Annotated in this window: 11 protein-coding genes; 9 read left to right on the forward strand and 2 right to left on the reverse strand. The window is 69.6% G+C overall.

Going from position 1 to position 11,997, the window contains the following annotated elements:
• Positions 1–148: 148 nt before the first annotated feature.
• The 9 genes from ACH34R_RS32605 (at position 149) to ACH34R_RS32645 (ending at position 10,466) form a co-directional block, all read left to right on the forward strand.
• Entirely contained in the window at positions 149–592 is a 444-nt protein-coding gene (locus ACH34R_RS32605; protein WP_397565405.1) for a hypothetical protein, read from the forward strand.
• Between the two features lie 934 nt (positions 593–1,526).
• A complete protein-coding gene (locus tag ACH34R_RS32610; RefSeq protein ID WP_397565406.1) occupies positions 1,527–2,855 on the forward strand; it encodes a PucR family transcriptional regulator in 1,329 nt (442 codons plus the stop codon).
• A 70-nt stretch (positions 2,856–2,925) separates the two neighbouring features.
• A complete protein-coding gene (locus ACH34R_RS32615) occupies positions 2,926–3,420 on the forward strand; it encodes a VOC family protein (RefSeq protein ID WP_397565407.1) in 495 nt (164 codons plus the stop codon).
• Between the two features lie 617 nt (positions 3,421–4,037).
• Positions 4,038–5,099: a BMP family protein gene (locus ACH34R_RS32620; protein ID WP_397565408.1), complete on the forward strand. Its 1,062-nt coding sequence runs from the start codon at positions 4,038–4,040 to the stop codon at positions 5,097–5,099.
• Positions 5,074–6,723 (forward strand): ABC transporter ATP-binding protein, encoded by a 1,650-nt coding sequence (locus tag ACH34R_RS32625; RefSeq protein ID WP_397565409.1) that lies wholly within the window; start codon positions 5,074–5,076, stop codon positions 6,721–6,723. Before ACH34R_RS32620 ends, ACH34R_RS32625 begins: the two co-directional genes overlap by 26 nt.
• Positions 6,720–7,823, forward strand: coding sequence for an ABC transporter permease (locus ACH34R_RS32630; RefSeq protein WP_397565410.1), 1,104 nt, complete (start codon positions 6,720–6,722; stop codon positions 7,821–7,823). Before ACH34R_RS32625 ends, ACH34R_RS32630 begins: the two co-directional genes overlap by 4 nt.
• Before the next feature lie 7 nt (positions 7,824–7,830).
• Positions 7,831–8,730 carry an ABC transporter permease gene (locus ACH34R_RS32635; protein WP_397565411.1) on the forward strand — a complete coding sequence of 300 codons (900 nt, stop codon included), beginning with the start codon at positions 7,831–7,833 and terminating at the stop codon, positions 8,728–8,730.
• A complete protein-coding gene (locus ACH34R_RS32640; protein WP_397565412.1) occupies positions 8,727–9,758 on the forward strand; it encodes a zinc-binding dehydrogenase in 1,032 nt (343 codons plus the stop codon). The genes ACH34R_RS32635 and ACH34R_RS32640 overlap by 4 nt, the downstream gene beginning before the upstream one ends.
• 57 nt (positions 9,759–9,815) lie before the next feature.
• The gene (locus ACH34R_RS32645; protein WP_397565413.1) at positions 9,816–10,466 is read left to right on the forward strand and encodes a class I SAM-dependent methyltransferase; all 651 of its coding nucleotides are present in this window, start codon (positions 9,816–9,818) and stop codon (positions 10,464–10,466) included.
• Here ACH34R_RS32645 and ACH34R_RS32650 read toward each other — a convergent pair.
• Positions 10,463–11,119 carry a hypothetical protein gene (locus ACH34R_RS32650; protein ID WP_397565414.1) on the reverse strand — a complete coding sequence of 219 codons (657 nt, stop codon included), beginning with the start codon at positions 11,117–11,119 and terminating at the stop codon, positions 10,463–10,465. The genes ACH34R_RS32645 and ACH34R_RS32650 overlap by 4 nt on opposite strands.
• Positions 11,119–11,823, reverse strand: a complete 705-nt coding sequence (locus ACH34R_RS32655) for a hypothetical protein (protein ID WP_397565415.1) — start codon at positions 11,821–11,823, stop codon at positions 11,119–11,121. Before ACH34R_RS32655 ends, ACH34R_RS32650 begins: the two co-directional genes overlap by 1 nt.
• Positions 11,824–11,997 lie beyond the last annotated feature (174 nt).

The raw sequence follows: 11,997 nt of genomic DNA on the forward strand, positions 1-11,997 counted from the left end.
GCAACCGAAAGCGGGATTCTCGATTAGGGCACGCCACCGCGGGCAGGGGGCCAGGACCCGACGAGAAAACCACAGCTTTCGTCAGGAAACTGTCAAGAAAACGCGGAGGAATCGCGCGGCAATCGCGGGAACCCGAGGAGTGGGATCAATGGTCTTGCTGGGCCTGCTGTTCATGGTCGTCGCGGTGGCGGCCGGAGTCGTGGTGATCACCACGGACACCACCGCGACGACCACGTCGATCACGGTGATGGACACCACCGTGCAACTCAGTGCAACGGAAGTATTTCTCATTGGCGTGGCCGCGGCCGTGGTGTTCGTCATCGGCATGGGGATGATGAGCGGCGGGCTGCGCCGTTCCCTGACGCTCCGCCGGGACCTGCGCCGCTCGCAGGGCGAGGCCCGCCGGGCCCGCCGCCTGGAGGAGGAGAAGCGCGAACTCGAACGCCGCCTCGACACCTCCGAGTCCCCCGATGCGGCGGGCGGGCACGCCGCCGCTCCGACGGTCCCGTCACAGCGCCAGACGGCCCCGGCCACCGAAGAAGGCGACCGTCTGGTCGCCGGGCGACGCCGTCCCACCGACCCCACCGCCTGAGGCCGAAGCCGCCCGAGGGGGCGGAAGCCTGGAGCCGGCGGGCCCCGCAACCATCGGGGGCCCGCCGGCTCGTGGCATGGGGCCGGGCGCGCGGCCGTGCGCGGGTGCCGGGAGCGACCGCGGGCGGGCCGCAAACCCCGAGGGGGCCGGGGTTTGCGAAGTTCTCGGGGGGACGGCCTGAACCGAAAACGCATGTCATGTGGCATGTCACAGGTGACGACATCACCGTCTGAGGAGTTCTGTGCTCGAAGCACAGAGTGTCATCCCAGGTCGTATGGGATTTTCGCAGTCGTGGCACGGGTGGCGGGGCCGATCGCGGCCCAGGGAGACGAGCGGCTCGGAAGGCAGGACGGCGGGGCATCGGCGGTCATCGCCACGCGATCGTCGGCGAAAGTGGCGTCGGAGGACTTGACGCGGGGTACACGGGCGTTACGCCGGTAGAAAGCGAGCAGGGAACGCATCGTGGCGGAACGCGGTGGAGGTGGGCGAGGCGAGACCGTTCGCCGACGCATGCCCCGAATCCGTGGAGCGGCCCCTGCTACGCGCACGCCCCCGGGCCCTGTGCTGCGGCCGGCGTGTCCGGATGCGGACGTCCGGGCGGAAAACGGAGGGCCGGTGCGTCCGCCCGGAGAGCGGTGGACCATCATAGCCGGATCAAGCCCGTCGAAAGCGCCGCGCTCGATCCCCGCGATCGTGCCGTCGCCGTCCCCCTCAGCGAGAGTGCCAATGCCCCAGCTCACGGCCTCCCCGGCGACCTCGGCGGGGGGCGGTGTGGCCGTACGCCGCCCACCCGGCCACACTTGCGTTGCTTCCTGTTACGTGAACGTATTGTCACACCTCGATAAGGATGTCCTAAAAGACGATAGATGCGAAGAATTATCCCTAGATACCGTCATCTGTGGATAGGCGAGGGCGGCCAGAGCATGGAGGGTGCATGGACCGGCTGGGCGTAGGCGGGAAGCTGGACGGGCTGACCGCCGGTTCCGAGCGTGAGCTCGGCCGTCCTGCGAGCCGTGCCCGGGGGCCGGTGGATCCGGGGGACCATCGGGCGCGGCCCGCCGAATCAGGGGCCCAGACCGAGCCCGCGAGCACCGCCCCCACGGACGGTGGGCCCGCGAACACCACGCCCGCCGGCGCCGGCCAGGTGGACATCGAGACGTTCGCCACCGAGCTGAACGAACTCGCGCTCGGCGGCGAGGGCTGGAAGGCCGTGCTGGCCAGGGTCGCCGAGCGGACCGGGCGGGCGGCCCGGCTGATGGGCGTGCACGGCGGGGTGTTCGCCGCGACCGACGGCGGCGACGCGATGATGAGCCCCGCCGAGGTCGCCAAGGTCTTCGCCGAACGCGAGCCGGTCACGGTCACCCTGGAGGACGGCTGGCCGGCCCGGGCGCTCGCGGTGTGGGCCGGGCAGCGGCGCGTGGGGCTGCTGCTGCTCGCCGAGCCGGTGGACGACGGACTGCTGGCGCTGCTCAAGGCGTCCTCCACGGCGGTCGCCATCGAGGCCGTGCGCAGGGACGCCGCCGCGACCGCCACCGCGGAGACGGCCAGCCGCCTCATCGACGAACTCCGCTTCGGCGCGCTGCGCGGCACCGACGAGCTGACCAGGACCGCCGCCAGGTTCGGGCTGCGGCTTTCGGAGCCGCACGCGGCCGTCGTGTTCGACTACGGCGGGCCCAACCGGCGCACCTGGTCCACCGCGCTGTCGTGGCTGGAGATGCCGGTCCGCCAGGAGGACACCCGGGGCTGGACCGTGCTCGGCGGCGGCGACCTGGCCCGCGAGATCACCAGGATCCGGGTGCGGTTGCAGGGCATGGTCGGCGACGGCACGGTACTGGCGGCCACCGGGCCGGTGGTGAACGACCCCAGGGAGACCGCGCGCTCGTTCCGGGACGCCGAGGTGGTGCTCGGGCTGCTGCGCCGCCGTACCGGGGAGACCGAGCTGCTGCACTCCGCGCTGGGCCTCGCGCAACTGCTGCTCGCCGTACCGCCGGACCGGCTGCGCGCCTTCGTGAACCAGCAGCTCGGCCCGATCCTGGACCGCCCGGAACTCATCTTGACCTTGGACGCCTGGCTCGCCACCCGCGGCAGCCGGGCCAATGTCGCCGAACAACTCCACCTGCACCGCAACTCGGTCGGCTACCGCGTCGGACAGTTACGCCAGTTGCTGGGCACCGATCCACTCGACCCCGAGGCCGCGCACCGGCTGCGCACCGCGCTCACCGCCCGTGAACTACTGGACGTCTTCTCGCAACGAACCCCCTGATGAACTGTGGACACTCGAACCAACGCGCTGATCGACGAAACGACGAATTTAAGAACCACCGGAGTGAGCAATGGGTGTCACAGGGATGAACCACGCGGTGCTGTACGTCCGGGACGCCCGTCGTACCGCCGACTTCTACCGGAAGATCCTCGACTTCAGGGTGATCATCGAGGACCCCGGCGGCCGGTACAGCTTCCTGCGGGCACCCGACTCGGGCAACCACCACGACCTGGGGTTGTTCACCATCGGTTCGGGGGCGGGCGACTCACAGGCCGGGCAGCGGACGGTCGGGCTGTACCACATCGCCTGGGAGGTCCGCACGCTGGCGGAACTGGCCGCCGCCCAGGAACGGCTGGCCACCGCGGGTGCGCTGGTGGGCGCGAGCGACCACGGCGCGAGCAAGAGCCTGTACGCCAAGGACCCCGACGGCCTGGAGTTCGAGGTGATGTGGCTCGTTCCAACCGAGCACTGGGGCGCCGGGGAGCACGAGGCGATCATCAGGCCGCTGGACCTCGCCGCGGAGCGCCGCAGGTACGCCGAGCAGGCGGAGGGTGCCGCCGAGTAACCGGGCGTCCGCCCATCTGATGAAAAAACGATTCCAAATTGTGCTTGCGCGATCCATCGCTTCTGAAGCAGCACCGAAATGCCACTCGATAATGTGTTCGCGTTAGAACGAGTTACCTACACCCATGACTACGGAACCAGCGGGGGGCCATACGGGAAGTGATCGGCCGAGCGTGCGCCACGCATCGGGATCACGACCACGATCTTGAAAGGAGATGGCACGCCGCGAAAACCCCGGAAATCCACCATAACCGGCTGCGGCAACACAAATGATCGCTCGCATGGTATAAACCCCTACGATGGAGAAACCCATGACAGAACACGTGTGGCGTTTCGTCGACTTAGCCTTCACCAGAATTTCGTCGAGCGCCGAGTGTCGCATCTACACCGGAGACGTACTCCAGCGCAACCTCCGGCGGATTGGTGAAGGACGCACACCGAACCCTCCTCACTCCGGGAACGCGAACACGTGAAATCTGTCGGCGCACCCGGCCGAGGCGCCCGCGATGGGCGCCGTCGCCGTGTCGGCGGCTGCCATGGGCACAGCATCTTGGTATCCCGGTGGGGGGCCGAACCCGAGTCGCGAGACTGACCCCCACGTCCTTGGAAGGCATTGCGATGAAATCTTCAGCACGGGCAACCCTCGCGATCCTGGTCGCGCCCGCATTGCTGCTCACGGCTTGCGGCGGCGGGAGCGACCCGCAGAACAGCAAGCTGACCGGCGCGAATGCGAAGGGGCAGCCGGACGTCAACGGCGACGGCAAAGTCGTGATCGGGGTGCTGAGCATCGGCGACACCCACGACAAAGGCTTCTTCCAGAGCTTCGTCGACGACGCGAACACCATCGCCCGATCCAACGGCTGGGAAGTTCGCACCATCGACAACCTGAAGGCGTCCGACGCCAAGAACCAGGCCCTCAACCTGTGCAGGCAGCGCGTGGACCTGATCGCCATCGGCTCGGGCGACCTGGGCAGCGCGCTCGACGCCGCCCCTGAGCCCACCTGCAAGGACACCAACTGGTACCTGAACGGCGGCGCCGGCCAGATCAAGCAGACGAAGTACTTCAACCAGTCTCTGGACAGCGTCAACCAGACCCTCTACACCGCCGGTTACGCCGCGGGCCTGGAGCTGAAGGAGCAGAACGCCACCAAGGTCGGCTTCATCACCGGCCCCGAGGAGGACTACGCCAAGCAGGCGGTGAAGGCCTTCACCAAGGGCGCTCAGGCCGTCGTGCCGAACGCCGAGGTCATCTCCGCCTACACCGGCAGCTTCGACGACGCCGCGGTCAACGTCGAGTCCTTCAACACCATGAAGGAGAAGGGCATCAAGGTCGTCTACCCCTACCTGGGCGGCGCGACCGACGCGGTGACCAAGAAGGCCAACGAGGCGAAGCCCCTGATCCCGGCGCTCAGCTCCGGTACCGACCGCTGCATGGACACCACCGTCAAGTACGAGATCTCCGTCGTGTTCGCGCCCGGCGCGTTCTTCGCCGCCGCCCTGCAGCGGTTCCAGAAGGGCGACCTGAAGATGGGCGAGGCCACCCGCTACGTCATCGGCAAGGACCCGGTCCCCTCGGTCAAGTTCTGCAATCCCGTGGGCGACCAGGCCGAGAAGATCACAGAGCTGATGAAGAGCATCGGCGACGAGACGTTCGATGTCGACAAGGCCGTCGACGGATAACGGCGACACCGCCACCGCCGGGACCGCCGCCACGGCGGCCCCGGCGCCGGCGGTGGAGCTGACCGGCATCACCAAACGCTTCGGCACCGTCGTCGCGTGCGACGACGTGCGTCTCAGCGTCCAGCGCGGCGAGATCCACGGCCTGCTGGGCCAGAACGGGGCGGGCAAGAGCACCCTGATGAAGATCCTCACCGGTCTGGTCCGTCCGGACTCCGGCCAGATCATGATCGACGGCGGCGAGGTGTCGATCTCCGACCCGCTGGTCGCCGCCGGGCTCGGCATCTCCATGGTCCACCAGCACTTCAGCCTGATCGGCCGGATGCGGGTGTGGGAGAACGTGACGCTGGGCGAGCGCGGCCACGTCGACCGCGCGTCCGCGCGGCGGCTGGTCACCGAGGTCGGCGACCGGTACGGCCTGGCCGTGGACCCCGACCGGGCCGTGGAGGACCTGACCACCGGCGAACGCCAGCGGGTCGAACTGATCAAGTGCCTGCGCCGCGACCCCGACCTGCTGATCCTGGACGAGCCGACCTCCGTCCTGACGCTCAAGGAGTCGCACGAACTCTTCTCCGTGCTGCGCCACGTCACCAAGGAGGAGAACAAGACGGTCATCCTGATCAGCCACAAACTCGACGAGATCCTGCACGCCACCGACCAGGTGACGATCATGCGTTCCGGCGCGGTGGTGGCACGCCGGCGGACCGCTGACACCGACGTGCGGGAGCTGGCCAGGGAGATGGTCGGCCGCGAGGTGTCCAGGCTCACCGCGAGTTCCGCCGTCGGCGCGCTCGACGCGCTGGTGGAGGACATCGGGGCCGCCAAGGATGCCAAGGAAGCCAAGGAAGCCAAGGATGCCAAGGAAAAGGACGACGAGGAGCGGGAGGTACGGCTGCGCGTCACCGACGCGCACGCCACCGGCCGCGACCGGCGCCCCCTGCTGCGCGGCCTGTCCCTCACGGTGCGGGCCGGGGAGATCCTCGGCCTGGCCGGCGTGGAGGGCAACGGGCAGGCCGCGCTCGGCGACCTGCTGTCCAGCCTGCTGGAACTCGACAAGGGCACGGTCGAGGTGTGCGGCAAGGCGGTACGTGCCGGGCGTCCGGGGGCGATGCACGCCGCCGGCGTCGGCGTCGTACCCGAGGACCGCCACGTCTCCGGCTGCGTGCTGGACATGTCCCTGGCCGAGAACCTGGCCATGGCCGACCTCGGCGAGGTCGCCAGGGGCTCGTTCCTCAGCCCGCGCCGGCTGCGCTCCCGCGCCGAGCGGCTGATCAGCGAGTTCGACATCGCCGCGCCCGGCCCCGACATCCAGATGCGCCGGCTGTCCGGCGGCAACCAGCAGAAGGTGGTGCTGGCCAGGGAACTGGCCGCCGATCCCAAGGTGCTGGTGGTCGCCCAGCCGACGCGCGGGCTGGACGTCGGCGCGATCGAGTACATGACCGAACGCATTCAGAAGGCCGCGGAATCGGGGATCGCGGTGCTGCTCATATCGACGGAGCTGGAAGAGATCCTCACGCTGGCGCATCGGATCGCGGTGATCCACCGGGGTGCGATCGTCGGCGAGATGACGCGCGCGGAGGTGGACGTGGAACGGCTCGGCATGATGATGGGCGGTCAGGCGGCATGACCGCGCTCACGACGCGACTCCCCCGGATGGTCAAACCGGCGGCACTGCACACCCTGCTGCTCTACGTGGCGTCCTTCGCGGTGGCGCTCACCCTGGCCGGCGCACTGGTGACGCTCACCGGCAAATCCATGTCCGAGACGGCCTACGCGCTCTACCAGGGCAGCCTGGAGGGCGGCGGCTCCATCGGGCTCAGCATCGACGAGGCGACTCCGCTGCTGCTGGTCGCGCTCGGCGCGATCGTCTGCGCCCGGGCCGGCATCTTCAACATCGGCCAGGAGGGCCAGCTCCTGATGGGGGCCATGGCGGGCGCGGTCGTCGGCCTGTTCATGCCGGGCCCCGGCTGGATGGTGATGGTCGGCTCGCTGCTCGGCGCCGCGCTGGGCGGGGCGCTGTGGGCGGGCATCCCCGCCGTCATGTACTACTGGCGCGGCGTCAACGTGGTGATCGGCACGCTGCTGATGGTCTTCGTCGCCGCCCAGCTCGCCATGTACGTCGTCACCCAGGAGAACCTGCTCCAGGAGGACGGCGAGGCCGGCGCCCGCTCGCCGCAGTCCAACCTGCTGGCCGAGGGCGTGATGCTGCCCCGCGTGGGCGAGTACCCCGATCTCAACGTGACCTCCGGCGTCTTCGTGGTGCTGGCCGTCACGGTGGCGATCGTGCTGCTGCTGCGCTACAGCACCTGGGGCTTTCGGCTGCGGATGCTCGGGCACAACCCGGCCGCCGCGCGCCGGTCGGGTGTGCGGGCCACGGTGCTGGGCGGCGGCGCGCTGCTGATCTCCGGAGCGTTCGCCGGGATGGCCGGCGGCATCATGCTGAGCGGCACCGTCGGGCGCTTCCAGCCCGGCATGGCGGACAACGTCGGCTGGGAGGGCCTGCTGGTCGCGCTGGTGGCGCGCAACCATCCGGTGGCGGCGATCCCGGTGGCGCTGTTCTTCGGCGGGCTGCGCGCGGGGGGCGGGTTCCTCGCCTCGACCGGCGTGCCTCGGTACCTGGTGTCGGTCGTGACCGCGCTGCTGGTGATGGCGGCGGTGTTCCCGGCGGCGTACGCGGAGCTGAGCAAACTCCGCAAGCGCAACAAGCCGGTCGTCGTGGAGGGATGAGCGGTCCGTGGACGATTTCGAGCTGATCCTGGGAAGTGCGGTACGGCTGGCCGTACCGCTCACGTTCGCCGCGATCGGCGAGTGGATCGCCGAGCGGGCCGGCACGCTGAACATCTCCGTCGAGGCGATGATGCTCGGCGGCGCGTTCACCGCCGTGACCGGCGCGGTGGCGACCGGCTCGCCGGAGTTCGGGCTGCTGTGCGGGATCGTGACCGGCCTGGTGGTCGCGCTGATCCACGCCAACCTGAGCCACCGCCTTTCGGTCAACACCTACGTCGTCGGCCTGACCCTGAACGTGCTGGTGCTCGGCCTGACCAGCTACCTGGCCGACAAGACCGAGTTCTTCCAGGTCGCCAAGGTGGCGATCCCCTGGCTGTCCGGCCTTCCGATCGTCGGGTCGGCGCTGTTCGACGTCCGCTGGACGACGTACCTGCTGATCGTGCTGATCCCGCTGGCCTGGTGGCTGGTCCAGCGCAGCCGCTGGGGACTGGAGGCGCGGGCCGCCGGGGAGAACCCGCAGTCGGCCGACGTCACCGGCATCCACGTCAACAAGCGCAGGCGGCAGGCGCTGCTGATCTGCGGGCTGCTCGGCGGCCTGGCCGGGGCGCACCTGGCGGTGGCCGAGGTCGGCACCTTCAACAGCAACATGACGGCCGGGCGCGGCTACATCGTGCTGGCCGCGGTGATCTTCGGCGGCTGGACGCTGCGCGGCGCGCTGGCCGGGTGCCTGCTGTTCGGCGCGGCCGACGCGCTGCGGCTGGCCCTGCCCGCGCTGGGGTACGAGCTGAACGCCCAGTTGCTCATCGCCTCGCCGTACCTGCTGGCGCTGGCCGCCATGTTCTTCCTCGCCAAGAGCCATCGCGGCCCGGCCGCGCTCGGCGCACCCTTCGTCCGAGGTATCACGTGAGAGCGATCCAGTACGACACCCATGGTGGCCCCGAGGTACTACGGGAGGTGACGATCCCCGACCCGCGATGCGGGCCGTCGGACGTCCTGATCGAGGTGCGGGCCACCGCCGTCAACCGGCTCGACGCGTTGCAGCGGCGGGGGCCGGGGCTGCTGCCCGGCTTCTCGCTGCCGCACGTGCCGGGCAGCGACGTGGCGGGCGTCGTGGCCGAGGTGGGTTCACGGGTCACCACGAGGTCCGTCGGGGAGCGCGTGCTCATCGACCCGTCGCTGCACTGCGGGGTGTGCCTGGCCTGCGAGCGCGGCGACACGACGTACTGCTCCGGCCTCCAGGTCCTCGGCGGCACCCGGCAGGGCGGATACGCCGAACTGGTCGCGGTACCGGAGACGCACGTCCACCCGGTGCCCGCGAACATCGGGTTCGAGGAGGCCGCCGCGGTACCCACCGTGTACGGCCTGGCCTGGCACGCGCTGACCGTGCGCGGCGGGCTGCGCGAGGGCGAGACGCTGCTGGTGCACGGCGCGGGCAGCGGCATCACCATCGCGGCGGTACAGATCGCCAAACGGCTCGGCGCGCGCGTCATCGTCTCGTCCGCCTCGGACGAGAAGCTGGCCAGGATGACCAAGCTGGGCGTGGACGCGACGGTGAACCACGCCACCGGCGACCTGGCCGCGCAGGTCCGCGAGGCCACCGGCGGGATGGGCGCGGACATCGTGCTCGACCACGTCGGCCCCGCGCTCTTCCAGGAGTCGCTGGCCGCGCTGCGGCTGCGCGGGCGGCTGGTGTTCTGCGGCAACACCACCGGCCTGGTCGCCTCGTTCGACGTGACGGACGCCTACCATCGCGGGCTCACCCTGATCGGCGCGGAGATGTACACCTACGAGTCGTTCGGGCGGATGCTGGAGTGGCATGGGCAGGCGGGGTGTGAAGCGGTGATCGACTCGGTGTTCCCGCTTGCCGAGGCGGCCGACGCGCATCGGCGGCTGGAGGGCGGGGAGGTGTTCGGCAAGATCGTGCTCACGATCTGAGCGCGCCGGGTAGCTTGGGGTTCCGATCAGCTCACGCCCCGCCGGAGGAGCCCGCGAATGTCCGCTGCCGGAGACGCCCTGCACCGGATGGTGTTCGGTCTGCTGTCCATGGTGCCGTCACGGGGGCAGGGCCGGCTGCTCGGGCGCTACTTCGACTGGTGGCACCGCAACCCCGACCCGTGGAACTACCACGGCGAGCCGTACGAGAAGTACAAGCACAAGCGCACCATCGAGGTGCTGCCCGCGCGGCCGTACGCGCGGATCATCGACGTAGGGTGCAGCGAGGGCACGTTCACCCATCTGGTGGCCGCCACCTACCCGGAGTCCGAGACCCTGGGAGTGGACATCTCGCGGCGGGCGCTCGCCCGCGCCGAGTCGGGCAAGGACACGTCGAGCGCGAGGTTCCTCGCGCTCGACATCCTCAACCAGTCCCCGGGCGGGTCCTTCGACCTGGTCTTCTGCGCCGAGACCCTGTACTACCTGGGCCGCTCGGGGCGGTTGCGGCAGGCGTCGGTACGGCTGGCCGGGCTGCTCGCGCCCGGGGGGCTGCTGGTGCTGACCCACCCGTGGCCCGAGGCCCGGCGGCTCTACCGGTGCCTCGACGCCGATCCTGCGCTGCTCCGGACGGCGGAGCATGTCGACGACGGGTCCGGCAGGCCGTTCGCGATCACCATCTACCAGCGGCAGGCCGCTGGACAGGCTGCTTAGGACGCCTGGCGCAGTTCGCTCACCTCCCGCAGCACCGCCGCGACCGCCTCGGTGTCGGCCAGGTAGATGTGCGGCACGTCAACGAAGATCCGCAGCGGCCCGCAGGGCAGCCGCAGCCGCTCGGCGACCCCGGCCTGCACGTCGCGCAGCGGCAGATAGTTGAGGTAGCTGGTGTAGGCGTTCTGTGAGCGGAACGCGGCGGTCGCCACCAGCCGGCCGCCCCGCACCCGGAACGCCAGCCCGGACAGGCACGGCACGGCGTCGAACGGCTCTCCCGGGGTGGTGAGCGACAACCACCCGCTCTTGCTGTACGGCCGGGCGCGCAACAGGTCGATGACCCACGCGAGCTGGTCCACTCCCTGCAGGGCGCGCAGCCGCGCGCCGTAGCTGTACTTGAACGGCGGGATCACCGCGCGCCTGGTGAACTTCCGGGTGTACAGCGGGATGAGCCGCCGGTCACCGTGCGCCGTGACGACCGGGTCGTCCCAGCGCACCTCCTCGATCTCGAAGAGCACGGCCGGGGCCTCGATGATCGGGCCTCGGTCGTCCTCGGCGGGCCTTCCGGTAGCCCAGACATGGTCCAGCAGCCAGACCCACGCCTCCCCACAAGACTTCCATGTTCGGATCCCCGCCTGAATGTCGGGGTTGGGCATCACGTCTCCATATTCGGGAACTGGTAGGGATTCGATGGGAGTCTGCGCCGGCGCGAGACATTGGCCCGCACGTAGTACACGAGGTAATGCAGGAGGGTCAACAACCCGATCACCAGCACAAGGAGGAACGCGCCCGGATCACTCCCGCTCAACCCGAGCGCGCCGACCGCGATGTACGTCCCGTTGACCAGCGCGAGCGCCATCACATTGACCCCCGGCCACGCGAGTGGCGCGTAGGTCTCCGGATAACGGGCGTCCACCGGCAGGTTCGGGGTCCAGCCGAGACCTTTGAACTGCTCGTTCAGCCGGACCACGTACAACAGCCGGAAATTGTTGATCGCCCGCGCGGCCCGCATGTGCGCGCTGACCGCCTCGATCATCCGCAGGAACGGCACGACGCTGAGCAGCCCGAACGCCATGGTCAGCGCGAACACGTACCACGGCACGCCGGACCACGCCGTCAGCGCCCCCGGCTGGATGACCTTCGCACTGGCCAACGCGATCGTCGCGGCGAACGGCGCGGACAGCAGCGCCATCGCCAGCCGGGTCATTTTCAGCCGCTCATCCTTGGCGGCGAGGTAGACCGAATAGATCCCGGCGAAATCGACGGCCAGCAGTTGGACGAATTGGGAAGGTTCGACGGATAGGCCGTCCTGTCCCGGCGGTAATGCCGCACCGCCGCTCTGTGGCAGCGTCTTCCGCATTACTGGCCAACCCCAAAGGTGCTCCGGCATGCTGGTCACGGACCGCCCGACGCCACCCGGCGCCACACGGTCGGCTCCACTATTATTAACCACTCCGGGTGGTGCTGCGTGGTCAGAACGGGCTTTTCCCGTAAATTCGGCATCGCTAGGTTTAGCTAACCTGGAAAACCGTTC

Source organism: Spongiactinospora sp. 9N601 (assembly GCF_044326295.1).
In the GTDB taxonomy this organism is placed as follows: Bacteria; Actinomycetota; Actinomycetes; order Streptosporangiales; family Streptosporangiaceae; genus Spongiactinospora; species Spongiactinospora gelatinilytica.

Excerpts from the sequence above, each read along its gene's own strand:
- ACH34R_RS32605 (WP_397565405.1), top strand. The coding sequence starts at position 149 with ATGGTCTTGCTGGGCCTGCTGTTCATGGTCGTCGCGGTGGCGGCCGGA.
- ACH34R_RS32610 (WP_397565406.1), top strand. The coding sequence starts at position 1,527 with ATGGACCGGCTGGGCGTAGGCGGGAAGCTGGACGGGCTGACCGCCGGT.
- ACH34R_RS32615 (WP_397565407.1), top strand. The coding sequence starts at position 2,926 with ATGGGTGTCACAGGGATGAACCACGCGGTGCTGTACGTCCGGGACGCC.
- ACH34R_RS32620 (WP_397565408.1), top strand. The coding sequence starts at position 4,038 with ATGAAATCTTCAGCACGGGCAACCCTCGCGATCCTGGTCGCGCCCGCA.
- ACH34R_RS32625 (WP_397565409.1), top strand. The coding sequence starts at position 5,074 with ATGTCGACAAGGCCGTCGACGGATAACGGCGACACCGCCACCGCCGGG.
- ACH34R_RS32630 (WP_397565410.1), top strand. The coding sequence starts at position 6,720 with ATGACCGCGCTCACGACGCGACTCCCCCGGATGGTCAAACCGGCGGCA.
- ACH34R_RS32645 (WP_397565413.1), top strand. The coding sequence starts at position 9,816 with ATGTCCGCTGCCGGAGACGCCCTGCACCGGATGGTGTTCGGTCTGCTG.
- ACH34R_RS32650 (WP_397565414.1), bottom strand. The coding sequence starts at position 11,119 with ATGCCCAACCCCGACATTCAGGCGGGGATCCGAACATGGAAGTCTTGT.
- ACH34R_RS32655 (WP_397565415.1), bottom strand. The coding sequence starts at position 11,823 with ATGCGGAAGACGCTGCCACAGAGCGGCGGTGCGGCATTACCGCCGGGA.